We start from the raw sequence: 25806 nt of genomic DNA on the forward strand, positions 1-25806 counted from the left end.
AATTGAAAACCACAAGCTCAAACCCGACTGCAATCTAACGCAGAGCACTTTTTGGGTAATTTGCAGCGTGCTATATTGTTTTAAATTACCTTCAACAGGCGAAACTATGACACTTTCAACTACTTGGCTAAGCCAATCAGCCAAGCTAAAAACAACATTTAGTGCATTAGCGTTATGTGCGTTAAGTAATACAGCGATGGCCGCTGCCATTGATAAATCAGCGGTGCAATTTATTGGCCCTCTTGGCGAAGAGATGCAACTTAAGCCATATCAAACGGATCATCGCGATGCCATTATTGCTAACCTATTACCTAGCTTGCAAAAAAGCGGCGATAGCATACGCGTATTTGGCAATGAGCTTGACTGGCAATCATTCGACAAAGTGAGTGCGCTAACACTTGGTGGTTTACAGGCACTCAAATTTACCGCCTCAACTGCACGCTTTAGCCAAGGCTCATTAACGCTTAAAGGCATTGAAAACGCGCAGCTATTTATTGATGGTGAAAAGCAAACAGAAAAAAATAAAAGCTATGAGCTAGCTTTAAGCCAAGGCGATCACCAGTTTGTTATCATCACTGAGCAAGTAGCTAACTGGAATGAGGTTGAGCTTGATTTTACGGCTAAGTCTGAACTAGATGCTGTGCAATTTAGTGCTAAACAACAACACGGTTTGTCGGCTAAGCAATTATTTGATGCGCCAACGGTCAGTTATATTTCAATGGCACCAAATGGCGATTACTTCATTACCAGCCAACGTCATTACGAAGATGCAACCGCTAATCAAGCACAATATGTTACTGAGCTTAAAGACGCAAAAAACAATACACTTTATCGCTTTGAGTCAGCCCAACCGAGTAACATTACTTGGAGCCCAGATAGCAAAAGCTTAGTGTATTTATTAAATGGCGAGCTTAAACGTTTAAACCTGAAAACCATGCAACTTAGCATCATTGCTAAAAACCTCGCGGGTGCAAATGGCTTTCAATTTTTTGATAACAACAGCTTAATTTTTAGTTGGTCGAAGTCTCCAACAGACAATGGCAAGCTCACTAAACATTATCAAGGCCTGCAAGACCGTTGGTCTTATGCTCGTACCACGTCGCAAGTCTATTTACTCGATATCGCAACTGGTTTAAGCAAAATCTTAAGCCAAGGTCCGCTTAGCCATTCACTTGAAGATTTTGACGCTAAAAGCGGCCACGTTTTGATGAGCCGCTCAGCACAAGCAATGCAGCTATCACCACAGCCAGCAACAGAGCTTGTTGAGCTAAACCTAGCTTCATCGGCTACTACTGTACTTGGTCAATACAATACCTTTAATCAGGCTAAATATACTGACGGCGGAATTTATGTCACTGCCGGTCCAGATTTTAACAAAGGCCTAGGTCGTAACCTTCCTGAAGGAATGCTTGCTAATAACTATGACGGTCAACTTTATTTGCTAAGCCGTGACGGTAAAAAAGCCAGCGCTCTGAGTAAGGAGTTTAACCCAGCTATCGGCCAGTTAAATGTGCTTGAAAACGGTGATGCGCTTATTAAAGTTACCGAGCAAGATACCGTACAACTTTATCAATTCGACTTGAGCAAAAAGCGTTTTAATAAAGTGAATACGGGCTTTGATGTTGTAGAGCAATTTAGCTACTCAAACGAGCGTAGCCCACGCATTTTGGTTACCGGCACCACAGCGTCAACACCTCAGCAGTTAAAACAACTCAGCTTAGGTAAGGGTCGCGCTAAAGTAGTCTGGGATTCTAAACCAATTGGCTATGAAAATACGCAAGTAGCCTCACTGGAAGAGTTTAACTTTACTAATAAAGATGGCATTGAAATAAAGGGGCGTGTTTATTTACCCCATGATTAGATAGCAATAAACAATACCCTGCACTGGTATATTATTATGGTGGTACATCGCCAGTAACTCGTGGCTTTACAGGCCGTTACCCGTTTAACTTATGGGCTGAGCATGGCTATGTTGTTTACGTTGTGCAACCTACTGGCGCAACAGGCTTTGGCCAAGAGTTCTCAGCTAAACACGTCAACGCATGGGGTGAATACACTGCCAACGATATCATCGACGGTACTAAAGCCTTTTTAGATAAATATAACTTTGTAGATAGCAAACGTGTGGGTAATTTAGGGGCCTCTTACGGCGGCTTTATGACCATGCTACTCGCAACTAAAACGGATATGTTCAGTGCATCGATTGCCCATGCAGGGATTTCAAATATCACCTCGTATTGGGGTCAAGGTTGGTGGGGTTACTTATACTCAGCTGAAGCATCTAAAAATAGCTACCCGTGGAATAATCCTTCACTTTACAGCCAACACAGCCCGGTTTTTCATGCTGACAAAGTAACAACGCCGTTATTACTCCTTCATGGTGATTCAGATACCAACGTACCGGTTGGTGAAAGCCACAATATGTACACGGCATTAAAGTTATTAGGTAAAGATGTTGACCTGATTGAGTACAAAGGTGCAGATCACCAAATTTTTGCTCGTGATAAACGCTTCGACTGGTGGAATACCATGTTGGCTTATTTCGATAAAAACTTAAAAGATCAGCCACAATGGTGGCAATACCTTTATCCTGAAAAGTAGTTTAATCATTTGGCTGAGCACGCTGTGAGTGCTCAGCTGTCATTCTTTTCAACTATCGCTAAGCCATTAAATTGTAAGAAATAGTTACAAACCTCGCTATGACACTTCTCAGCCTTTGCCATACAGTGCTAACATAACAACAAATCAAGTGTGAAATTAAAGCGAATGACTATTCAAGTTTTATTGGTTGAAGACGACGAACTACTCGTTAAGCGCATTCTTAATCATTTTAAAGAAACTGAGTTTAATATTGAGGTAGATTCTACGGGGGCCGATGCATTAAGCATTGTGCAATCGCGTGCGTCATCAAAAGAAGCAATTTCTTTAGCCGTTATCGACATTGTGTTACCAAAACGCGATGGGCTTTTGCTTGCCAAAGAACTTAATGCACTGACGGATATTGGCGTTATTGTGCTGTCTAGTCGTGACTCGCAAGCTGACCGTATTGCTGGTCTTGCACAAGGTGCCGATGACTACATTTGCAAGCCGGTTGACTTACTTGAACTTGAACTGCGAATGCGCGCTCTTTTTAAGCGCATAAAAGGCTCTCAGCAAGATGATGAGAGTGAAGAGTTTATTGAATATGCCGACTTTAAACTACACCCAGATAACCGCACCTTGATCACCCCTAATGGTGAAGAATCACGTCTGACCGAAGCAGAGCACAAGGTACTCATTTGCCTTATTGCAAATGCCGGTAAAGCGACATCACGTGAAAAAATTTCCGAAGAAATTGGCCAGCCTGACTGGAGCCCAAGCGATCGTACCGTTGATGTGTTGATTGGCCGCTTACGTAAAAAATTAAGCGATGAAAAAGACCAAAAACGTATCGTTACCGTTCGCGGAAAAGGCTACATGCTGTCTATTTAGCAAGCTTGCTAGTACTGCGTTAATTGGCTAATTAACCGCTCAAAGGCGCGATAATTCAGCGCCTCTTTTAATTCATTTAAGGTAATTGCTGGCTGTGCTTTCAAGTCGCTAATAGTGCGTGCCACCTTGATAATGCGATGATACGAGCGTGGTGATAACGCCAGTTTTTCACTGGCTTTTGCTAAAAACTGCAGCTCAGCTGCTGCTAACTCACAATGAAGACTCATTTCTTTATTGTTCAAGCGCGCATTCACTTTGCCTTGTCGGTTAAGTTGAATTGCATAAGCTCTTTCGACTCTGGCTCTTACTTGTTCACTGCTTTCTTCTACTTGCGTGCTCTGCAATTGGCTACTGGTGAGTCGCGGCAGCTCAATTTGTAAATCAATCCTATCGATAAATGGTCCAGACACCCGAGATAAGTAGCGCAAAACTTGATCTGGCGTTGCACGCTTATCGGTATGGCTTCCTGTGGGGCTAGGGTTTAATGCGGCGATTAGCTGGAATTGCGATGGAAATTCCATTTGTCGCGCCGCTCGCGATATAGTCACCACGCCCGTTTCCATTGGTTCACGCAGTGAATCGAGCACCTTTCTCTCAAATTCGGGCAGCTCGTCTAAAAACAATACGCCATTATGAGCGAGGGAGATTTCCCCCGGTTTAGGGTTCGAAGAGCCACCGACAAGAGCAACAGCAGAGCAAGTATGATGTGGATTTCTAAAGGGCCGTTCACGCCAATTAGATAAATCAACTGACTGACCAATTATCGAATATAGCGCAGCGGTACTAATTGCTTCATCATCCGACATGGTTGGCATAATCGTTGGCATACGCTGGGCAAGCATTGACTTGCCAGTACCTGGAGGGCCAAGAAACAGTAAATTATGGCCACCAGCAGCGGCTATTTCGAGTACTCGTTTGGCACCTGGTTGGCCTTTCACGTCACTTAAATCGAGCAGTGATTCGCGCTGCGACTGTTGCTCTGGATAGCTAATATTAAGTGGCAGGGGTTGCTGATTTAATAAATCATTCCAAACATCTTGCAAGGAGTAAACGGCTTTTCGAGAAACGCCCGACACAAGGCTTGCGAGATTATCGTTTTCAGCAGGTAAGAAACAACAGCGCCCCTGCTCTTTCGCTCCTAACACCGAAGGCAAAATAGCATTTACCCCTCTTACCTCACCATTTAAAGCCAACTCTCCGTAAAACTCATAACGATGAATATCAGGGCAGTTTATTTGCCCAGAGGCGACTAAAATACCCACCGCAATAGCCAAGTCAAAACGGCCACCTTCTTTAGGTAAATCAGCGGGCGCAAGGTTGACGGTTATTCGTTGATCTGGAAAACCAAACTGTGAGTTTTCGAGTGCGCTACGCACTCTGTCTTTTGACTCTTTGACTGACGCTTCAGGCAAGCCAACGATATGAAAAGCAGGTAAGCCGTTTCCTAAGTGTACTTCTACAATTACTTCAGGAGCTTGCACGCCCACTTGTGCACGTGAAAATATTCTAGCTAAAGACACGATCCATGATGTCCCTATCATTCATCCTTAGGTTAAGCTTAGTCGGGATATTTAAAAACGTGTAATGTCAGCTGCCATTTCATTGCAGCTAAACGCAGTGATAAGGTCATTAGCATGGCTAATACCATGGCCATTTCGGTCACGAAACCCAGTGAGATACTTAGCGTGTAAACAATTCCACCTGCGATACAGGTAATAGCATAGAGCTCGCCCTTTAATAGCATCGGCATATTTCCAGCGAGCACATCACGGATAACGCCACCAAAGCAGCCTGTGATCACCCCCATAATAATTGCGGTGGTATCAGGCATGCCTGCAAGCATGGCTTTTTGTGCGCCCATCACCGCAAAAAATGCTAAACCAAAAGCATCTGCCACTTGTAGTGCATTGAGTGAAATCGATCGCTGTTTATTGATTAAACGAGTGGTAACAAATACAGAAAGTAATATAGCCCAGAAGTAGCTTTGATCATGTAGCCAAAATACGGGGACATCTAAAATTACGTCGCGCACAGTCCCACCGCCGATAGCAGTGACTGTGGCTAACACAACAACCCCAAAGCCATCCATTTTTTTGTCGTACGCCAATAGCGTTCCAGAAACAGCAAACACGGCTACGCCGATTAAATCAAACCAATGGTAAAGTTCAGTCATGTTTGTAACTAAAAAGTAATGTTAGTGTCGTTGTAACATAAACTTTTCAATCTTTTAAGCGAAGTTTCGATTACTCGCCTTTTTCGACCAGCTCAATAAACTTTAAACTCTGCATCATAACGCTGTCTGCAAGTGTGGAGTCTGAAAAGTAAGATTCCTTCTCAGTGGCTTTACTTGGCGCAGCTAATAAGATGTTGTAATCATCTTCTAACTCGACCCATAAGCTTCGTTCTTGAGCATTTAATTGCGCATGTTTCTTACGAACATTGTCGGCTTCATAAAATGCCTCTTGTGCTTTTAAGAATGCATCTTGTGATTCTTCGCTCATATCTTCACTTGAAAACAAGCTATTACTTAAATCGCTAATGTCTTCTTGCATTGCATCCATCGTTTGGCACCCACTAAGGGTAAGAAGTAATACTGAGAAATATAACCCTTTCATAAACTAACTCCTCAAAAAAGCCCAGTAGCATTGCTGCTACTGGGCTCAGAAAATTACTGCTTAATTAAACTGCCCGATACAAAAGTATGTAGTTCGGGATCATCATTATCATCATAGAGTTCAGGTACTTCAAAACCTAGCGTCGCTACACTAAAGCCACCATCAATGGTTATCACAGGCGTCATGATGACACCGTAGCCATAATTTTGTGTAGCTGTTGGTTCGCTATACATCATCAACGACCCAAGATCTAATACCCACTCTGCAGAGCGTACTTCACCATCTAATTCAAATGTTGCAGTACCATCATTGCTTATAACGACATTAGAGGTTTCTAAACCACTGCCATCATCCGCCATAAAAGTGAATACATGTGAGCCAACGAGATCTGCTTCAGTAAAGGTTGCTTGGTCAATCACTCGGGTCACTCGTTCAAAGAGGCCAAAATCATCGCCATCTTTAAACTGCATAAAGTTACCTTGTGGTTTAACAATAAAGTAAGGGTCAGCTTGATCAATGGGATCACCATAGGTTTTCACATAGAAATCAACCTCTACCTTTTGAGTTTCTGGATCATAGGTGTAGTAACCACCTGAGATACCTAACTCATCAAACTCTGTATCATGAGCAAGCTCTAAGAAAGTACCGTCTTCTTTAAATACGCCAATAAAGAAATCACCATCGTAAGAGCCATATGTATAACCCCCTATCAACGGATTTGATTCGCTGTAGATTCTACTTAAAGTGATAATACCCTCACCTTCAATATCGAATGTCAGCGTATCCCCATCCACACTGGCAACGATACTACCGGCATCATCAATACCAAAGCTACCATTGGTATCTTCTGTAATAGTGACAACAAATGCACCTGTTGTTTCATTCCAAGTAAAATCACCAATTTCATAGCCTGGGAATGCGGTATCGTCATCAGGGTCGTCCATTGCTTGAATTTGTAACCACTTTCCGTCACGAATAATCACCGCAACATCAGGTTCATCAGCAAGCTGCCAAGCCCCATCTAATGGATGATCCGTTGCTGGGCGCTCTATAACAACTTGCTCTTCAGCCATTGCCTTATCAAAGTACCAAGCTTGTTTAGCATCTTCAGTACATGTACCTGCTTGCTCATAAACACAAATGGTTAAGAAGTGTCGATCAAAATCACTCACTTCTGCTTGCATGCTACCAAATAGTAACTTGCCTGATGCTAAACTGTAGTCGTATTGATTGACCACACCAAGATAAGTAAAGGTGATTTGATGGCTATACTCAGCCGTCATCTCATCATAAATAGTCGCTATTTTAATGGTTTCTACACCGAGCTCTCTTGCTGTATAGAGTTCAATGTAGTTAGTTGTAATTGGGTAGCCATTATCATCATAACTTGCGTTTTCTTCTAACCAATAAGGTGCGAATTTGGTTACCCCATACTCATCTGATACAGAAAAATTACGTAGGTGAGATGAATAATCTTCGACACGCTCCGAACCATCGTAGTTAAAAAAGCGATACTTGCGATAGGTAAAGTTTTGGCCATTATTAGTCGCTAATAATCGCTGCGAGAATTCACTGTATACTTGGCAAACTTCGCCTTCAGGGCAGATTGGTTGAACGCCATTACTTGTATAATAGTTGTGGCGTAAGAACACTCCCTCACTACTCACTTGCCATGAACGGAAGTTCTGATTCAAGTTAAAATTCATTAAACCATCATCATACACATCATAATGAAGGTCTGTTTGTGGTGAGTTATAGCCCTGATAAACAGTCCATTTACCCAATAGATCAGCTTTAGTAAATGAAAGCTGATTATCCTTCACCATTAAACCAGTGACAGTACGCGAGCTATCATCAGCTTTCGCTTCAAGTGATGCCGCAAATTGATAGCCAACTTGTACATTTTTAACGAGCCAAATTGCGATGTCATAACTGATATCTTCTGCGCTATTGGTTATTAGTAGTTGATTTCCATCAACTTGCCAAGCCACACTAACAGGCGCGTTATCATTATCTGTGAGCGTCCCTGTACCACCAGAAAGTAGTTCGATGCTGACAGCACTACTGTAACCACCAAACTCACTTAAGTTATCTATAACCCAAGTACCAATAAGTTCATCAGCCGTCACAGCAAGTGTTTGCTGTTGTTCAATAAGGGTCGCGTTATAGTTAGATTCTGTGGTTCTATACACGACATCTGAACTGGTTAGGCGAGTTTCGCTTTTGCGGAAAAATTCGACCGTTCTGTTTGCATCGTTCTCTAAAAGAATCGTTAGATCTAACTCAACTAAGTACTCACAGGCATCTTGCTGTTCATTATTTGCATCCGTAATCACAAAGCAACTCATCAATGCCGGCTCAGCTAGTGTAATCGTGATGTCTTGATCTTGTTGCGACCAACTAAAGTCAGTATCAACATCCATCAAACTAACATATCCGCTACCATCAGTATTAAACTCAAACTGCCCAACTGAGGTGCGATAGTATTGCGGCTGCATTAATAAATAATTGCCAGTAAGATTATTGATTGTTTGATCAACGAGTTCATCATCATCTTTAATCTCTTCTTTTGTACTGTCGATTAATCCAGGATCTTGGCTTTCAACTGTATTTATAAAGTCATCAATTTGTTCAGCGCTAGATATTAAATCAAGGGTCGTATCGACCCCCTCTGGTAGTTCATAGTCATCATTATCGACAATGATCTTGATTAACGCTGCAAGTAGCAGTTTTTCGTCAGCATCAACGGCGAGCAAAGCGTCATCTAATGCCTGTTCAGAGTCTATGTCTGTACCATCGCGGCTTAAAAGTGCAAACTCTGCAGTACTAACATTAGTAATGTTTACACCGAAGTTTTCATCTTTGCTTAATGTGCCATCCGCCCCCGCTTGTGAAATAAGCGTTGCGATTGATTTCAACTGGGATACAAACTCAACACCTGGGTCAATGGCGTTATTACCTAGCGCCACCAGCTTAACCAGTTCAGCGGCATCTGAGTCATCAACCTCAATGTTTACGCTATAGCGACCTTCTGCATCAGCGGTAATCGCAAATTGTTCATCGCCAATTTGTACCACTATACTTGAGTTAATAATCGGCTCATCCGTTACAATACCGGTAATCGTTACACTGAGCACTTTACGTTTCAGTTCAATCGTTACCTTAGCTGTGGCGGTAGCACCATCATCATCAGTAACAGTCAATGAAACAGCAACATCTGCATCTTCTTCAATTTCTGGTGCGGTGATCGTAAGTTTACTTGTATCGCTTCCGCTAAGTGTTAACTCTGGACCTGATGTTTGCTGCCATGCATAACTTGCAATTGTGCCATCACTGTCTGTTGCCGTCGCTTGTAGGACTAACTCGCCGCCCTCTGTTACGCTGCTATCACTACTAATAGATACCGTGGGATTTTTGTTTGTCGCGACAGGAGGGGTATCATCATCGTCATCACCACCTCCACCGCCTCCACCACAAGCGGTTAAAGCGACAAGACTTGTCGCTAGTAATAATTGTTTTAAATACTTTATGGAGTGAAAATTAGGGGGGCTCATCATGCTAATCCTTACATTGAGTGCTGTATTTCCCTAAAAAGAGGCAACTGCTTACACAGTTGCCATAACTCAAGGGAAGCAAAACCTATTTTGAACATGAAATAAAGGCGGGATCTCAGTGTCGTCCTTAACCATAATCTGAGTTCAGTCATGTTTGCCCGTCAAATATGAACACCAGAGATCCCATCAAAGCGATTCATTTTTCGTTAAGGTTCAAGGGTAGATTAGTTACAAGAAATAAGTATGCTGAATGCCGACAAAAATGTACTCAAATACGACATTTCAATAATAAACAACGAGTTATACATAATGGCATTGATATTCTTTCGCCGTCATACCATATTTTGCTTTGAAAAATTTAGAGAAATAGGAACGTGAAGAAAAGCCCACATCGTCTATTACTAAGCTTATTTGTCGCCCTTGCCTTAGTAATTCAGCAGCTTTACTCAGTCGATAATTACGTAAATACTCACTGGGTGTGATGTTGAGTAACACTTTTAACTTACGTTGTAATTGACGCTCACTAAGCGCTAACTCTTTCGCACAATTCATCATAGAGAAGCCTTGTTGCTGGTAATGCTCGGCAACATACCGTTCAAGGTTTTCAAGTAACTGTTTGTCACGAGGATCAACCGCGATTGATTGCTCATCCTCCACATGTTCTGGTACAGCCAAAATTTGCTGCTGAGAGTATAAGTTGACCCACTGTATCCAATTCTCAACTTTTAAAAATAGCTCTTCTCTATCAAATGGTTTGGTGATCACATCTAATGCATGCTGTTGCAAACTACTTACTCTGGTCTCATAGTCGCCCTTAGCGGTCAAAATAATCACTGGAATGTGGCATGTAACAGGCGAATTATGTAATGAATCTAACACAGTAAAGCCGTCGACCTTTGGCATCATTAAATCAGTAATAATTAAATCTGGTACTTGGCTCAGCGCTATTTGTAAACCGGCTTGACCATCTTCAGCTAATAATACTTGATAACGGTGTTGCAGCTCGGTTTTCAGGTAATGGCGCAACTCGTCATTATCTTCAATAATTAGTACACTCGCTTTGTCATGACTCACTTTTGACTTTAGACTTGTGTTATCGACAGGAACTTGATCTGCAAATTGTGCAGTTTTAAAGGCGAGTTTAAAACTGGTTCCTTCTCCTAAACGGCTTGCCAGCATAATAGTGCCTTTGTATTTATCGACCAAACGTTTAACGATAGCTAAACCAACGCCACTGCCTTCTACATTTGCATGACTACTTACTCTGTAGAATGTATCAAACACCTTGTCTTTTTCAGCGTCTGCGATGCCTTTGCCTGTGTCTGTTACTTCTATGTTGGCAAGCTCACCTGATGCGCTTACGGTTAAGCTGACTTGACCTTGTTGAGTATATTTAAAGGCATTACTTAATAGGTTGGTAAGAATCGTGATCACTCCTTCTCGGGTACTTTCAATAAATACAGCCTCTTCAATATCAACCTGAAAGTCGATGGACTTTTCACCTAACACAGCAAACTGCCCCGCGACCTCTCTGGCTATTGCCGATAATGACACTACTTTAATAATCTCTTCATGGCGCTCATCATATCGAGTCAAGGTTAATAGCTTATCGACCAAGTTTTCTAAGCGCCGGCTATTACGCAATACCAAGTTCAATTGCTCACGCTTTTCAGTATTTCGTTCATCTGCGATTAGCTTTTGCAACGGCGCAATCAACAAACTCAAAGGAGTGCGTAATTCATGAGATGCATGAGTGAAAAAACGCACTTTATTTTCGAGTGAGTCACTCAGAGCATCAGCTTGCTGTTCGATTAGCATTTTTTGCTCTGCGATTTCGTCAGTGCGCTCGGTGACGATTTGCTCCAGATAATATTTTTGTTGGCGAATCCGCCGAGTCCAAAGCACTGTGAATAGCCACACCATCGCCAACATCAGCATAACTGTTAACAGATAAAACTCACTTGTTTGCCACCAAGGAGCAAGAACGGTTATGTTTAACAGTAATGGGGTAAGTGCATTAGCACCATTTTCACTACTGGCATTTACAATCAACTGATATTCACCTGCAGGAAGGTTAGTGTAGTCAACAGCCAAATTCGGGCCAGTTACCTTGCGCCATTGCTGCTCAAAGCCAGCTAACTGATAAGAATACTGATTAGTTTGCGGCTCAGAGTAGTGCAGATAACTTACCTGGAAATGAACCCGTTTTATGCCCGCAGGAATAGTCACTGTACGGCTTTTTTCTATTTGATATAAACTGCCTAAACGACCTTCACCTTGATTTACCACATCCTTATCATCGAACTGCAAACTGGTAAGCGCTAATTGCCCACCAATAGTATTAACTTCAAGGTCGGCAGGGTTAATCACGCTAACCCCTTGTGTGCCACCAAACATCAAGCGGCCATCACGGGTTTTTAAATAAGCACCAGCATTAAATTCATTACCTTGTAAGCCATGTCGAGCTTTATAATTTTTTATGCTCATGGTTGCAGGATCTATTTTAGTAAGGCCGTTGTTGGTACTTAGCCAGACCGAATCTTCATTGTCTTTTAACAACGCATAAACGACTTGATTAGGAAGGCCTTGAGCGACATTAAACTGATGAACTTGCTGGTTGCTCAAATCAATAATATTTAAGCCGTTCGACGTTGCGAGCCACATTTGCTGGTCAATTTCTAAAAATGCACGCACTGTATTATCAGATAAAGCCAAGTCGCCTTTGCGATAATTAGTGAGGGTATCGGTTGCAGCATTGTAATGATAAGCCCCATCACCATCTGTACCTATCCACAGATCTGCTTGCGAGGTTTTATATAAACTCGTCACCCGCGCCGTTGGAATTACCAGTTGTGTATTAGCTACAGGCTGTGCAAAACTAATAAATTTGCCGCGCTGCCTATCAAAACAAAACAGTCCTCCTCCATTCGTGCCGACCCAAACATTATTTTTCTCATCGACTAAAAGGGCATAAATACTGTTTTCAGTTAAGCCATGCGCGCCTTCATCTGCTCGAAAGTGACTGATGCTGCCATCGGTATGCAAAACATCAATCCCTTGCTGCCAGCTGCCAATCCATATATCGCCATTACGATCTTCGGCGATGGCTTTAATTGCATTACTGCTTATTGAGTACGGTGAACTTTCGGTGGTTATGCGATCTAAACGATTTAATTGCTGATCAAGAATATCGATACCGCCACCCCAGCTGCCATACCAAATACGTTGCTTTGAGTCTTCAAATAACGCCCACGCATCGTTACTTGAAAGTGGCGTTGGCTTTTTTAACTTACTAAATTGTAATGATGCGGGGTCGAGCTTACTGATCCCATGTGCAGTACCAAACCACATGATGTCACTACTGTCTCGATAGATACTATATACCCGGTCATGGGCAAGACTATATTTATCAAACGGGTCATGCGCTAAAACGGTGAAACTTGCATCAATGGGGTTGTAAACATTAATTCCGCCGCCTCGCGTTGCTAGCCAAACTCGGCCCTGGCTATCAAACTCAATATCACGAATTTCATTGCTACTAAGCCCAGAATTATCATCATTAGAAGTTAACCACTGCGTTATTGTTTTGGTACTAAGCTCAATCTTATATAAACCGCCGCCCTGACTTGCCAACCAAATACTGCCATCGGCGGCCTGTTTGATTGCAAAGATACTGGCATGAATATTTACTGGCTCAGCAAAGCCAGAAAAAACAGTATTAATTTGTTGTTTATTAATAAGATCATAATGAAGTAGCCCAGCTCCATGCGTTCCTATCCAAAGTATGTCAGCGATTTTTGATAGCGCATAAATAGGCTTTTTTAACCCTGTTATTAAGGTTTCAAGTTGCTCTGTTCGCTTATCGTAACGAAACAGGCTGCCGTCGTAAGTGCCAATATAAACTTGCTGTTGCGCCACCAATAAACTGGTAATGCGGTGCTCTTTTAAAAGCGGCTCAGAAAATTGATAATTATGTAATGCGAGTTGGTTTACGCCACTATTTCGAGTACCTATAAACAGCTGTGATTCGCTATCAAGTGCCAACGGATAGATATAGTTATTCGCTAGGCTATTTTCCTCATCAGATGCTGTGAATACAGTAAATTCATTGCCATCAAAGCGATTTAAGCCTGCCTGTGTTGAAATCCACATGAAACCTTGCTGATCTTGCACAATATCGAACACAACACTTTGCGATAGACCATCATCAATATCGTAATTATGAAATGCAGACCAAGCTGAAGGTAAAAACAGAACTGCTAAGAGCACTATAAAAAAACGGATCATCCCTAAATCTACACATTTATTATTAGTTATTAATCAAGCGTAGTTCAGTTCAGCTAACATTCATAATCATTTCCCAATTTAGGGATGAATAACCAAGATAGATATCAAGGGGTTGGATTTAGATGCGAGTTAGCGAGTTAGCGAGTTAGCGAGTTAGCGGGGTAAAGGTGCTAGGTGCTAGGTTCTAGGTGCTAGGTGCTAGGTGCTAGGTGCTAGGTGCTAGGTTCTAGGTGCTAGGTTCTAGGTCAAGCCTATCGCTCTGATCAACTGACGTCTGACGGCTGAAAGCTGATAGCTCTGTTTATGTTGGGTTTCGCTGCGCTCAAACCAACCTACCCGTAGAATTAACGGGTGAATTTTGAGAGCGAACCGACGACCTTCGGGCTCTGAGCCTGAATTCCAGACATAAAAAAACACGCTTTCGCGTGTCTATTATATAATTTCAGTTGGTTGCGGGAGCCGGATTTGAACCGACGACCTTCGGGTTATGAGCCCGACGAGCTACCAGGCTGCTCCATCCCGCGCCTGAAATTATTAAGTTTATTTTACTTCTCACTTAATTTAAGAAGTTGGTTGCGGGAGCCGGATTTGAACCGACGACCTTCGGGTTATGAGCCCGACGAGCTACCAGGCTGCTCCATCCCGCGCCTGTATGTTTAGAGTCCCAGAAGCCGGATTTAAACCGACGACCTTCGACTTCAGGTATTAGCGAGTCCGACGAATGATTTATCATTCTGCTCCATCCCGCGCCTGTAATCTCTTAGTAACATGAGCATGTTAACGACGCCCTGTTTCAAAGAGAGCGCTATCATATAGCAATAAGATTAGAAATCAAGGGTTATAGTGATAAATTTAACTCAAACGAACAAAAAGCACACAAAACAAAGCTAAAATGCACGCTGATGAGGACTAATCATTTTTTGCCATTCCCAATCCGGGTGACCCATCACAATAAAATCAGGATTTTCAGTGCTTTCTCGTTGATTGTAAGTTAACGGGTTAAATTCAGCATCTGTAATGCAACCACCGGCTTCTTCTACAATCACTTGTGACGCGCCGGTATCCCACTCACCTGTTGGCCCGATACGTAAAAAGCAATCCGCTTTACCTTCAGCGATAATACACGCTTTTAATGAACATGAGCCTAATGCCACTGTCGCAAACTGAGTATTTAGATACTGGCTGACCGCTTCAATTTTTTGTCTGCGGCTTACAGCTAAGGTTAAATTATCGGGTGTTGCTACCGAAATTTGCTGATCTTGGCCATTTTCACGTTTAAACGCGCCATTTTGATAACTTGCAAAATAAGTCACTTGTTTCGCTGGCCAATGAATAACACCCAGCACTGGGCGATTATTTTCAACTAATGCGATATTAACTGCAAAATCACCGCTTTCCAGAATAAACTCCCCAGTACCATCCATAGGATCAAGCAGCCAATAACGGTGCCAATCTTTTCTGTCTGCCAGCGCTGGAATGGGTGTTTCTTCTGACATAATTGGAATATCAGGGGCTAGGGTCTTCAAACCTGCCATTAATACGTCATTTGATGCTAAGTCAGCCTTGGTGACCGGAGTATGATCTGACTTTTGCTCAGCACCAATATCATCCTGCTGATAAATGGCCATAATGGCATCGCCTGCTTGCTCAGCTAACCGAATACACGGTTCTAAAAAATCATTCATTGCCCGCTCCCGACTCTAAGTACTTTGTTAATAATAGCAAAGCTGCGACACTTCGTGCTTCAGTAAAGTCTTCTTGTTGCAATAATGATTGCCAATCAGTTATTGGCCATTTAACAACGACAAGCGGTTCAGGCTCATCACCAGGTAAGGTTTCAGTGTAGAGATCTTCAGCATACAAAATATGCATAGTGGCATTAAAGTAACTTGGCGCCATGCTAACTTTTTTAAGTTCAGCGAAATGTTTAGCACCAAAGCCAACTTCTTCTTTCAGCTCACGGTCTGCAGCTTGCTGAGGTGTTTCGCCTGGGTCAATTAAGCCCTTAGGAAAGCCCAACTGATAATCATTGGTACCTGCACAATATTCTCGCACTAATAACAGTTCGTTATCGGCCGTTACTGGCACGATCATAACAGCCCCCCTACCACCGCCACGAATTCTTTCGTATTGCCTTTGCTCATCATTTGAGAACTTCAATTCGAGCGATTCAACAGTAAATAGTCGACTTTTAGCGACAACTTCATTAGACAAAATTTGCGGTGGTGTAGGATGCTTTTTCTGTGTCATTGGCATTAATTTGCTATCATGGCAGTTATGCTCATCATAAATCTTTTAAAGTGAATTGCCTATGTTAAATTGGTCAAAAATCGATACTGTGTTGTTAGATATGGATGGCACCTTACTCGATTTGCATTTTGATAATTATTTCTGGCTTACTGTTATTCCCGAGCAATATGCACGTAAACATAAAATCAGTTTAGACGCAGCAAAAGCTGACATTTTGCACCGTTATCAACAAGTTCACGGACAAATTAATTGGTACTGTTTAGATTATTGGCAACAGCAACTTGATTTACCAATTATGGCGCTAAAACGTGAGATTCAACATTTAATCAGAATTCGTGAAGATGTTCCGCCTTTCTTAACTGAACTGAGAAAAGCAGGCAAGCAATTGATCATGCTTACTAACGCGCACCCAGATTGTGCCATGTTAAAGTTTGAACATACTGCTATCGATAATTACTTAGACGGGGTGATCTCAACTCACCAATATGGCGTGAGTAAAGAGCATCAACCATTATGGCAACAAGTCCACCAAGAATGGCAGTTTGATAAGGAACGGACTTTATTTGTGGACGACAGCCCTGCCGTACTAGATGCGGCAAAAGAGTTTGGTATCGGCCATATACTTGCGGTTGCCAACCCTGATAGTCAGCAACCGCATAAGCAATTTGATGGCTTTTTATCGACCATCGATTTTCGCGAGTTTATCCCCGTTAAATAATTACTTCGGGTAACGCTGCTCTAAGCCTTGGTATACAAGTTTTGCAAAATCTGCATGCTCTGTATCGAGGCTTTTTACCACTTCAACTAAGTGCTCGTTATCTTCTTGGCCATTCCACACTTTGATATAACTACCGTCTTTGTAGCCATGATCTTGGCGGAAGAAGTTCAAGGTATTTTTACCAACGTAGCCACGGTATAAATCATCGATATCCATACCAATTTGCGCCATACAACCTGCAAATGCAGCGGCATTAAAACTCTTTTCAGCAACAGCTGATGCGGCTAATAATTCGAGTGTTTGTTTAAAATCATCGGCTTGAACTGGTGCACTTAACTCAGCTTCAAGTTGCGCAGCCAACTGCTCATAGCTGGTTTCACCATCAATACGTAAAGATAAACCAAAATGGAAAATATCAACTAACTCTAAAATAACTTGTTCTGTATCTGGGGTTTGTTTTTTCCACCACTTCCAACCGTAGTGATCAAGCATTTCAGCACACTCAACCCAAATTGCACGATACCATTCAAAACCTTGGCTAAACCATTGCTCATGAACTTTGGTATTCATCGCATTTTGCATTTCGAGCATAACAACGAGTTTTTGTAAATTAGCAGACATTCTTTATCCCAACTTGCATTTTTTATTTGCCTATATACTACAGTTAAATTTGAGTTTGATGTAGGTAAAGATGAAATAAATCCCGCAACAATCAGGTCATCTTTGCAGTTGATAAAAATAACCGAGGAAGCCCATGTTTAAATCCCTATTCATTAGTGTACTGTTTGTACTATCAAGCCACGTTATCGCTGCAACTGCGACCAATATTGCCGAGTCAGCAGAGCAAGTTAGTCCGTTATTACCTGGCTTAACGGTGCCAAATGTTGAATTGAAAGACCAATACGGTAAAACCGTCTCGCTCGCTGAGCGCTTTAAAGAGAAAACCACTGTGCTGATTGTTTATCGTGGTGGCTGGTGTCCATATTGTTCAAAGCAATTGGCCAGCGTGCAAAAAATTGAGAAAGAATTAGCAAATTTAAACGCGCAATTAATTGCCGTTTCACCAGATAGCCCTGAAAAACTCGCTGAAACAAAAATTACAGCTCCTAGCTATCAATTGCTTTCTGACGACAGCCTCACTTTGGCGCAAACGTTAGGTCTAGCGTTTTACTTAGATGACAAAACAGCAAAGATTTACCGCAATAAGCTTGGGGTTAACTTTGTCTCGTTAGAGGGTGAAGCGAAAGTAGCACTGCCAGTACCCGCAGTATTCGTGATAGATACAAATGGGTTAGTTCATTTTCAATACGCCAACCCAAATTACAAAGTCCGCTTAACAGAAGATTTATTACTAGCCGCTGTTAAATCAGTGAGCGAGCAATAATTTAGTAATCGATAAGCAGACCATGCGTCTGCTTATCGGCCTTGTGTAAATTCTTGCCAAGATTCAATTAAATCAACAAAGTCTTCAAAACCACAGCCACTGCACAGGCCTTCTTCTTCAAGCATTAAATCATCATCTTGGTAGGCAACTAAGTCTTCGTTGTCTTGATGTAATGCATGAGCTTCGAATAGCGCTTCGTCTTTACTTAAGATCAAATCAATTTCTTGACCCTGTAAGGTTAAAGGCTCATGACTGCTCTTAACCGCAGAGATCAACGCTTGCACCATCGCGATTTTTTCTTTGCCGACTTCTTCATTTAGCCAACGGCCAATAACTGCATGCTCAGAGGAGATTTTAATGCGTAAACCGCTAATAGGATCGCGGATAAATTGATATTCCATGGAGGGTACTCATAATACGTTATCTGCTAATTATACCGTTTGCAGCTAAACGTGGCGAGTTTTGTAGCTTTAAAGCAGCACGAGCGCCAACGTGGCGCTCGTGTTTATGCTATTTAAAATAGCTAGACTCTCGATTTGAAACGCGCAGCATCAATAATCGCCCATAGGTATACGATTGGCAGTAAAATAAAGCCAACTGCAACATAAATTAGTGCACCACTAATAACCCATGCTAAAAAGAATGCAATAGCCGCCATTAAACGACCTTGTACCAATTGTCCTAAACCAGGAAAAAAGATATTACATATTGCTGCGATTACATTACCGCCAGAACCTTGCTCTGCCATACTAACCTCTGTAGTTTTTAATGATTATACTTTTAGTAAACACACTTTATGCCAACTTATTATGGCTTACAAATCAAAGCGTTAAAAAGTTACGTTATTTTGATTTTAGTTTTTTTTGCTAAAAATCGGTCAAATTCACAATTTTTATACTTCAATTTTAATGACTTGCCCAAATAGCTGTTTATAAAAACAGTATTTTATTTAGCCTTGCATAAACACCTGTTATACTCCACCCATTATAGATTGAAAAGGCGTAACGATGGACGTTTCTGAATTACTCGATGGCTTAAATGACAAACAACGGGATGCAGTCGCAGCCCCATTGCAAAATATGCTAGTACTTGCAGGTGCAGGTTCTGGTAAAACTCGAGTACTTGTTCATCGCATCGCATGGCTCATGCAAGTTGAGCAAGCTTCTGCATACAGCATCTTTGCGGTAACCTTCACTAACAAAGCCGCGAAAGAAATGCGCACTCGTGTAGAAGAAACCTTAAAAGCACCGGTTGGTGGTATGTGGATTGGTACTTTCCACGGCTTATCTCATCGTATTCTGCGCGCCCATCACCGTGAAGCGAACTTGCCTGAAAGCTTTCAAATTTTAGATTCTGACGATCAACAACGTATGATCAAACGCTTACTTAAAGCGATGAACATCGATGATAAAAAGTGGCCAGCAAAACAATTTGGTTGGTATATCAGCGCGAAAAAAGATGAAGGTCTGCGACCTAAAGACATTCAAGCCTACGATATTAATGAGCAAATGATGCTGAAAGTCTATGCTGCATATCAAGAGGCTTGTGACCGTGCAGGTTTAGTCGACTTTGCAGAAATACTGCTGCGCTGCTACGAAGTACTTAAAAACCACCCAACACTTTTACGTCATTATCAACAGCGTTTTGCCCATATGCTGGTCGACGAGTTCCAGGATACTAATACTATTCAGTATGCCTGGTTAAAATTACTCGCAGGTGACACTAACAGTATTATGATCGTAGGTGATGATGACCAAAGTATCTATGGCTGGCGTGGCGCAAAAATTGAGAATATCAAACGCTTTTTAACTGACTTCGAAGCCGAAACCATTCGCCTTGAACAAAATTACCGTTCAACGGCAACAATCTTGAAAGCATCAAATGCGCTGATCAAAAACAATGCTGAACGCATGGGTAAAAGCCTGTGGACAGACGGCAATGATGGTGAGCCTATTTCTGTTTACGCTGCGTTTAATGAGTTAGACGAAGCGCGCTTTGTCAGCAGCAAACTACGTAGCTGGCTAAATGCAGGTAATGCATTACAAGATGCCGCCATTTTATACCGTAACAATGCGCAATCTCGTGTACTCGAGGAAGCGATGCTACAAGAAGGTTTAAAATACCGTATTTACGGCGGTATGCGCTTCTTCGAGCGCCAAGAGATCAAAGATGCACTTTCGTATTTACGTTTAGTGGGTAACCGTCAAGATGATGCTGCTTTCGAGCGCGTTATTAACACCCCTGCTCGCGGCATTGGTGATAAAACACTAAGCCACATTCGTGATTGCGCGCGCAATGAGTCATTGCCACTTTGGTATGCCGCAAAAGCTATTATCGAGCAGCAGCACTTATCTGGCCGTGCAGCGAGTGCCGTCACTAAATTCTTAGAGCTTGTTGAGCATATCGAAGATAAGATCAGCGATCTCACCTTAGAAGAGCAAGCGAAATACGCCATTCAAAGCTCGGGGTTAATGGCAATGTATCAAGCTGAAAAAGGTGAAAAAGGCCGTGCCCGCGTAGAAAACTTAGAAGAGCTAATTAGTGCTTGTGGTCAATATGAACTCCCAGAAGATGAAGAGTTCAGCTCACCACTACAGGGCTTTTTGGCTTATACCTCACTAGAATCTGGCGAAGGTCAAGCTGACGAGCACGAAGACGCGGTGCAAATGATGACTCTGCACTCAGCAAAAGGCCTAGAATTCCCACTGGTATTTATGGTTGGTGTTGAAGAGGGCATGTTCCCATCACAACAAAGTAATGAAGAGTCTGGTCGTTTAGAAGAAGAACGTCGCCTCTGCTATGTTGGTATGACTCGCGCAATGGAAAAACTATACATTAGCCATGCAGAAAGTCGCCGTTTATACGGACAAGAAAAATACCACAGCCCATCACGCTTTTTACGCGAAATGCCTGAAGACTGTATCGAAGAAATTCGTATTAAAACACAGGTTTCAAGACCACCTGCGGCAGGTCGTTTTAGTCCGTCAGTAACACATGCCGCATTTGAAGATAGCGGCTTTAACTTAGGGCAACGCGTATTACACGCTAAGTTCGGTGCAGGAACCGTACTCAATTACGAAGGTAGCGGCGCACAGTCACGTATTCAAGTGAACTTTGATGACCTAGGCAGCAAATGGCTTGTAACACAGTATGCAAGACTTCAAGCCTTATAATGAGTATATAACAGCACTGTGTAATGAGCTGGTGATTGCAAAGCATCGCCAGCTTGTCTTTGTGCAAGGCAGCGAAACTTGGTGCTATCAGTTTGCAAACCAATTAGCGCTTAAAAATACCTATGTTTTCAGTAGCAACTCATTATTAGCAAATAGTGAGTTTCCAAAACATGCTCACCAAATTCTTGGTCAAGAGTTTCATCACGCAATTTTTGATGGTTTTAGCGGTTTATATGCCGATAAACTAGCCGCGCTTGCAGGTACCGTAAAAGCAGGCGGTGTACTGATATTATTGCTGCCCGATGACGATAAGTGGCAAGACCCAGCACTCACAAGTATCACCTCTTATGGCGAAGAGGTTAAACACAGCTTTTTTAATCAGCGCTTTTTCGCCAAGCTAAAATTGCAGCCACATTATTTTACTGAGCACTCGCTTCCTAGTTACCAATCAATTTCGCCAGCAAATGCTGAGATAAATTATCAGCAACAACAAGCATGTGTAGAGCAAATTATTAAAACCGCGACAGGGCGCGCTAATCGTCCTTTCGTGATCAGTGCAGACCGAGGTCGTGGTAAGTCAGCTGCTTTAGGGCTTGCAGCAGCATGTCTTCAAGATAAAAAAATCCTTATTTGTGCCACCCAAGCCAAAGCCGTACAAACAAGCTTTAAACATTTAGCCGCTGAGCTTGGTGTTAGCAAAGAGCAAAACTGTAAGCAGCTAGCTAACCTTAGCTATATTGCGCCAGATACACTGCTAAACGAAAAACCTGATTGCGATCTGTTATTTGTCGACGAAGCAGCAGCGATTCCGGTTCCTATGCTATTGCAGATCCTAAAAAGTTATCCACGGATCGTATTTGCCAGCACTATGGTTGGTTATGAAGGAAATGGGCGTGGTTACACGTTACGTTTTTTACATTACTTACGTAGCCAATATAAATCGCTAAAGGCAGTTACTCTGGATGAACCTATTCGTTTTGCTAAACGTGACCCCCTCGAAAATAGCCTACGCGAACTATTACTACTCGATGCAAAGTACCTAGAAGCGCAAAGTGGTAATTCTTACCAATTTGAAAGCATAAGCAAAGAGCAACTCATTGATGATGAGCAGCTGCTTAGCCAAATTATGGCGCTATTGGCGTTAGCTCATTATCAAACTACGGTAAACGACTTACGCCAATTGCTTGATGCCCCAGAGTTACAACTATCGATCTGCAAACAAGAAAGTACATTAAAAGCCGTTTGCTTAATTGCTATTGAGGGTGGCTTAACACCAGAAATCGCAGAGCAGGTTATAAGAGGAAAGCGTCGGCCACATGGTCATTTAATGGCGCAAACTCTGACTCAATTGAGCCGAAATACAGAAGACTTGTGTAAACACTCAGCGAGAGTCGTGAGAATAGCTGTTGCACCTGAATGTCATCAACAAGGTATTGGCTCAGCCCTGTTAAACTACTGCGAAAGCCAATTAAATAATTGCAGTTATTTTGGTGCCAGCTTTGGCGCCAATGCAGCGTTAGTTAAGTTTTGGCAAAGTAATGGCTTTAATGTTGTTAAGCTTGGATTTAGTCATGACAAAGCAACGGCTGAACATGCTGCTTTAGTGATTAAAGCGTTAGATAAGCAAACTTCAGATAGCGCAGAACTCTTTATAGAGGAGTTTAAGCAAGACCTGTCTTTGCAACTCCTTGGTCACTTTAGCTCGCTTCCTTGGCAGCTTATTGCAGAGCTATTCAAAAGCTTACCAAAAAGTGACTATTCTCCTGCCTTAGATGCAAGAGCTGAGCGACTGTTAATTGGTGATATTAACCTCTTCCAAGTGCAGCCATTGCTATGGCAAATGATTTGGAGCACACCAATTAGTCTAAATTTATTAGATGAACATACAAAATTCATCCTTATTCGACTAGTATTACAGCAAACCTCTGTAAATAGCTTAATCGATGAAGCCGGTTTTACAGGTAAAAAAGACTTAGACTCACAGTTCAAAACCGCAGTGCAAGGTTGGTATGCTCACTATAAATCACTTCAAAATCACAGCCATTAAGTGTTTATGTATTTATACCTTGCTGCTATCTCAGATAGCTTTAGCTGAACACGCACAGCCTACCATTAAACTAGGCATGTCCACTGCACTCACAGGACCGGCAAAGCAAATAGGCGAACAACTGGCGCTTGGCAGTAATATTTACTTTAATAAAATCAACAAAGAAAACGGTATTAATGGGCAAAGTATCGATCTGATATTAGCTGATGATGGCTACGAGCCAAAAAATACCGTAGTGAATACCCGCGAGTTTTTATTTGATCGAAAGATCCATGCAATTTTTGGCTCTATGGGCACACCAACAGCTCATGCAATTAAACCTTTACTGGATAGGCACCGCATTCCTTTTCTAATGCCATTTACAGGCGCTGATTTTTTACATAACAGCTCAATGCCAAATGTATTTAATCTTCGAGCGAGCTACCAAGATGAAGCCATAGAGCAGATTAATTATTTCGTGAAAGAGCGTAAGCATGAAAAAATTGGCTTGATGATCCAAGCCGATGAGTTTGGCTATATGGTAGAAAACAACCTTGTTAATGCGTTAAAAATACATGGTATTAAACCTGTAGAAGTCGCTCGGTTTAAGCGCAATAGTGATGATATTTCAAAAGCTTTAGCGCTTCTAAAAGAAAGTAAAGCAACCGCAATTTGTTTAGTCGGCACCTACGAGCCTCTCGCTGAATTCATTAATGCAGCAAACAAACAAAGCTTCAACCCAGATTATACTTCGGTGTCTTTCGTTTCGAGCCATGATTTATATCAGCGAGTTAAACAGCCCACCAACATTATGGTCACTGAAGTGGTTCCCGACCCTAATAACTGTAAAAACCCTTGGTGTAAGCAGTTTATTGAAGATATCGAGCCTTATCACACGAGTGCAAATAGAATTATATTTGAAGGTTATTTGAATGCCGTTGCTTTGGTTAGCGCTGCCCAAAAATGCCCAACGCCACTAAACAATCAATGTCTGCTAACAGAGCTAAATCATCTCTTTACTGACACATCAGATTTCGCTGATCTATTTAACACTCACACTGCGGGAAATAACAAAAAAATCTACCGCTCATATTTTAAAAGTAATTAGGTTAAACTACGACTAAATTACAATAATGTTCTATGCTATAGAGACTTAACAAGGCTTTGAGGGAAATATGGATCTGATTAATTTTCGAGTTGGCCAAAAGACCATTTCACTAAAAATTCTCGATATTCTTCTAACTGAGCGTTACGAAGGAAATTTAACGTCGTTGCCAAATGAAAATAAAAGCTTCATTGGGGTTAAAGATTATATGGAAACCCCAACGCCTATCTTTGATTTAGGAATTGTATTAAACAATCACTCAACCAAAGAGACCAATACCGAATTATCTGACCTTTTAGTCGAAAGAGAAAAAGACCATTTAGATTGGCTAGATGCCTTAGAAAATAGCCTAGTAACAGGTGCACCTTTTACAAAAGCTACAGATCCAGACAAATGTGCATTCGGTCGCTGGTATAACAACTTTGAAACCGATAACGAAGACTTACAAAGTATCTTAGCCAAGTTTGATAAGCCACACCGTGAATTACATGCCATGGCCGGTGAGTTATTAGAATTACAAAAGAGTCAACCTCACGACAAAGTAATCAGCTTATTTGCAGAGAAAAAGCGCCAAACATTCAACCAACTTATTAGACTGTTTGAATCGGCACGTGAGCAGATCATTCTTGATTATAAGCCAATCATCATCTTCACTACAAAAGACGGCGTAACACCTCATATAGGCCTTCTTGTCGACAAAGTAGAAGACAACATCAACGTGAAGAAAGAAGATATCAAACCATTAGACCAACTTACCTCTGTGGGTTTTGATGTTGATCCGCAAACTAAAAACATGATGCGCGGACTAATCAAAATGAAGCATAAACACAGCTTATTATTAGACCCAAGCGCCATTTTCCGCCCTGAGCACCTCATGCGCCACGAAGCAGAAGAAACCGAAGAGTATGGGCTTTTTTAGTCGCTAGTTAGCGAGTTAGAAAGAGTAAAGTTAGCGAGGGGAAAGTTTTAAGGTCTGGCGTAGGTTGGGTAGAGCGAAGCGAAACCCAACACAGAGCTATCAGCTTTCAGCCGTCAGCGATCAGCCTCGCGGTGGAGATGTTTGGTGCTGCGTCTTCCTCTGCTCTAGGTTTTAGGCTTTAGGTTCTAGGTTCTAGGTTCTAGGTTCTAGGTAAAGTGATCTGACTCCATAAAAGTAGACACCTTTTTGGAGCCAGTAACCATGAAAGTAAAACCATATCGCAAACATTCGCTCGAATTTAAAA

The 25806-nt window shown here is 42.0% G+C and carries 17 protein-coding genes, 2 tRNA genes and 1 pseudogene; 8 read left to right on the plus strand and 12 right to left on the minus strand.

From position 1 onward, the window contains the following. Window positions 1–106: 106 nt before the first annotated feature. Window positions 107–2601 (plus strand): annotated as a pseudogene (locus C2M25_RS06235) (prolyl oligopeptidase family serine peptidase). Between the two features lie 165 nt (window positions 2602–2766). Next, on the plus strand, window positions 2767–3471 hold the full coding sequence (locus C2M25_RS06240; protein ID WP_063701510.1) for a response regulator transcription factor: 705 nt from the start codon (window positions 2767–2769) through the stop codon (window positions 3469–3471). A gap of 8 nt (window positions 3472–3479) precedes the next feature. On the opposite strand, the gene C2M25_RS06245 is transcribed toward C2M25_RS06240, so the two are convergent. From C2M25_RS06245 to nudE, 9 genes are all read right to left on the minus strand, one after another. After that, window positions 3480–4991, minus strand: coding sequence for a YifB family Mg chelatase-like AAA ATPase (locus tag C2M25_RS06245; RefSeq protein WP_105180696.1), 1512 nt, complete (start codon window positions 4989–4991; stop codon window positions 3480–3482). Between the two features lie 38 nt (window positions 4992–5029). Further along, window positions 5030–5644 carry a trimeric intracellular cation channel family protein gene (locus C2M25_RS06250; RefSeq protein ID WP_063701506.1) on the minus strand — a complete coding sequence of 205 codons (615 nt, stop codon included), beginning with the start codon at window positions 5642–5644 and terminating at the stop codon, window positions 5030–5032. A 70-nt stretch (window positions 5645–5714) separates the two neighbouring features. After that, window positions 5715–6086 carry a hypothetical protein gene (locus C2M25_RS06255; protein WP_105180697.1) on the minus strand — a complete coding sequence of 124 codons (372 nt, stop codon included), beginning with the start codon at window positions 6084–6086 and terminating at the stop codon, window positions 5715–5717. Window positions 6087–6139: 53 nt separating this feature from the next. Continuing rightward, window positions 6140–9643 (minus strand): PKD domain-containing protein, encoded by a 3504-nt coding sequence (locus C2M25_RS06260; protein ID WP_158679683.1) that lies wholly within the window; start codon window positions 9641–9643, stop codon window positions 6140–6142. A gap of 297 nt (window positions 9644–9940) precedes the next feature. Beyond that, window positions 9941–13927, minus strand: coding sequence for a hybrid sensor histidine kinase/response regulator transcription factor (locus C2M25_RS06265; protein ID WP_105180699.1), 3987 nt, complete (start codon window positions 13925–13927; stop codon window positions 9941–9943). A 447-nt stretch (window positions 13928–14374) separates the two neighbouring features. Then, a tRNA-Met gene (locus tag C2M25_RS06270) sits at window positions 14375–14451 on the minus strand. Between the two features lie 46 nt (window positions 14452–14497). Further along, a tRNA-Met gene (locus C2M25_RS06275) sits at window positions 14498–14574 on the minus strand. Window positions 14575–14814: 240 nt separating this feature from the next. Beyond that, window positions 14815–15612, minus strand: a complete 798-nt coding sequence (gene cysQ / locus C2M25_RS06280; RefSeq protein WP_054563939.1) for a 3'(2'),5'-bisphosphate nucleotidase CysQ — start codon at window positions 15610–15612, stop codon at window positions 14815–14817. Beyond that, window positions 15605–16177, minus strand: a complete 573-nt coding sequence (gene nudE, locus C2M25_RS06285; protein WP_171038326.1) for an ADP compounds hydrolase NudE — start codon at window positions 16175–16177, stop codon at window positions 15605–15607. Before nudE ends, cysQ begins: the two co-directional genes overlap by 8 nt. Window positions 16178–16238: 61 nt before the next feature. Between nudE and yrfG the strand changes: the two genes are divergently transcribed. Then, entirely contained in the window at window positions 16239–16895 is a 657-nt protein-coding gene (gene yrfG / locus C2M25_RS06290; RefSeq protein ID WP_063701496.1) for a GMP/IMP nucleotidase, read from the plus strand. Here yrfG and C2M25_RS06295 read toward each other — a convergent pair whose 3' ends face one another. Then, window positions 16896–17516, minus strand: a complete 621-nt coding sequence (locus C2M25_RS06295; RefSeq protein WP_055199370.1) for a dUTP diphosphatase — start codon at window positions 17514–17516, stop codon at window positions 16896–16898. It lies immediately after the preceding gene. A 133-nt stretch (window positions 17517–17649) separates the two neighbouring features. Here C2M25_RS06295 and C2M25_RS06300 point away from each other — a divergent pair, with 133 nt between their 5' ends. Continuing rightward, entirely contained in the window at window positions 17650–18279 is a 630-nt protein-coding gene (locus C2M25_RS06300; protein ID WP_063701494.1) for a peroxiredoxin-like family protein, read from the plus strand. A 32-nt stretch (window positions 18280–18311) separates the two neighbouring features. Here C2M25_RS06300 and C2M25_RS06305 read toward each other — a convergent pair whose 3' ends face one another. Continuing rightward, window positions 18312–18680, minus strand: coding sequence for a YacL family protein (locus tag C2M25_RS06305; RefSeq protein WP_063701492.1), 369 nt, complete (start codon window positions 18678–18680; stop codon window positions 18312–18314). A 122-nt stretch (window positions 18681–18802) separates the two neighbouring features. Then, a complete protein-coding gene (locus C2M25_RS06310; RefSeq protein ID WP_063701490.1) occupies window positions 18803–19027 on the minus strand; it encodes a hypothetical protein in 225 nt (74 codons plus the stop codon). A 259-nt stretch (window positions 19028–19286) separates the two neighbouring features. Here C2M25_RS06310 and uvrD point away from each other — a divergent pair, with 259 nt between their 5' ends. The 4 genes from uvrD (at window position 19287) to C2M25_RS06330 (ending at window position 25502) form a co-directional block, all read left to right on the plus strand. Beyond that, window positions 19287–21452, plus strand: coding sequence for a DNA helicase II (gene uvrD, locus C2M25_RS06315; RefSeq protein ID WP_063701489.1), 2166 nt, complete (start codon window positions 19287–19289; stop codon window positions 21450–21452). After that, complete coding sequence (locus C2M25_RS06320; RefSeq protein ID WP_105180700.1) at window positions 21430–23499, plus strand: GNAT family N-acetyltransferase; 2070 nt, start codon at window positions 21430–21432, stop codon at window positions 23497–23499. Before uvrD ends, C2M25_RS06320 begins: the two co-directional genes overlap by 23 nt. Continuing rightward, window positions 23462–24586: an ABC transporter substrate-binding protein gene (locus C2M25_RS06325; RefSeq protein ID WP_105180701.1), complete on the plus strand. Its 1125-nt coding sequence runs from the start codon at window positions 23462–23464 to the stop codon at window positions 24584–24586. The genes C2M25_RS06320 and C2M25_RS06325 overlap by 38 nt, the downstream gene beginning before the upstream one ends. A 67-nt stretch (window positions 24587–24653) precedes the next feature. Beyond that, window positions 24654–25502, plus strand: a complete 849-nt coding sequence (locus C2M25_RS06330; RefSeq protein ID WP_105180702.1) for a CZB domain-containing protein — start codon at window positions 24654–24656, stop codon at window positions 25500–25502. The last annotated feature ends 304 nt before the right edge of the window (window positions 25503–25806 follow it).

Source organism: Pseudoalteromonas sp. T1lg21, assembly GCF_002964625.1.
Lineage (GTDB): Bacteria > Pseudomonadota > Gammaproteobacteria > Enterobacterales > Alteromonadaceae > Pseudoalteromonas > Pseudoalteromonas gelatinilytica.

What these genes read in the sequence shown, in the direction of transcription:
- C2M25_RS06240 (WP_063701510.1), top strand. Translation starts at nt 2,767, where the DNA reads ATGACTATTCAAGTTTTATTGGTTGAAGACGACGAACTACTCGTTAAG.
- C2M25_RS06250 (WP_063701506.1), bottom strand. Translation starts at nt 5,644, where the DNA reads ATGACTGAACTTTACCATTGGTTTGATTTAATCGGCGTAGCCGTGTTT.
- C2M25_RS06255 (WP_105180697.1), bottom strand. Translation starts at nt 6,086, where the DNA reads ATGAAAGGGTTATATTTCTCAGTATTACTTCTTACCCTTAGTGGGTGC.
- C2M25_RS06260 (WP_158679683.1), bottom strand. Translation starts at nt 9,643, where the DNA reads ATGATGAGCCCCCCTAATTTTCACTCCATAAAGTATTTAAAACAATTA.
- C2M25_RS06265 (WP_105180699.1), bottom strand. Translation starts at nt 13,927, where the DNA reads ATGATCCGTTTTTTTATAGTGCTCTTAGCAGTTCTGTTTTTACCTTCA.
- cysQ (WP_054563939.1), bottom strand. Translation starts at nt 15,612, where the DNA reads ATGAATGATTTTTTAGAACCGTGTATTCGGTTAGCTGAGCAAGCAGGC.
- nudE (WP_171038326.1), bottom strand. Translation starts at nt 16,177, where the DNA reads ATGACACAGAAAAAGCATCCTACACCACCGCAAATTTTGTCTAATGAA.
- yrfG (WP_063701496.1), top strand. Translation starts at nt 16,239, where the DNA reads ATGTTAAATTGGTCAAAAATCGATACTGTGTTGTTAGATATGGATGGC.
- C2M25_RS06295 (WP_055199370.1), bottom strand. Translation starts at nt 17,516, where the DNA reads ATGTCTGCTAATTTACAAAAACTCGTTGTTATGCTCGAAATGCAAAAT.
- C2M25_RS06300 (WP_063701494.1), top strand. Translation starts at nt 17,650, where the DNA reads ATGTTTAAATCCCTATTCATTAGTGTACTGTTTGTACTATCAAGCCAC.
- C2M25_RS06305 (WP_063701492.1), bottom strand. Translation starts at nt 18,680, where the DNA reads ATGGAATATCAATTTATCCGCGATCCTATTAGCGGTTTACGCATTAAA.
- C2M25_RS06310 (WP_063701490.1), bottom strand. Translation starts at nt 19,027, where the DNA reads ATGGCAGAGCAAGGTTCTGGCGGTAATGTAATCGCAGCAATATGTAAT.
- uvrD (WP_063701489.1), top strand. Translation starts at nt 19,287, where the DNA reads ATGGACGTTTCTGAATTACTCGATGGCTTAAATGACAAACAACGGGAT.
- C2M25_RS06320 (WP_105180700.1), top strand. Translation starts at nt 21,430, where the DNA reads ATGCAAGACTTCAAGCCTTATAATGAGTATATAACAGCACTGTGTAAT.
- C2M25_RS06325 (WP_105180701.1), top strand. Translation starts at nt 23,462, where the DNA reads ATGCTCACTATAAATCACTTCAAAATCACAGCCATTAAGTGTTTATGT.
- C2M25_RS06330 (WP_105180702.1), top strand. Translation starts at nt 24,654, where the DNA reads ATGGATCTGATTAATTTTCGAGTTGGCCAAAAGACCATTTCACTAAAA.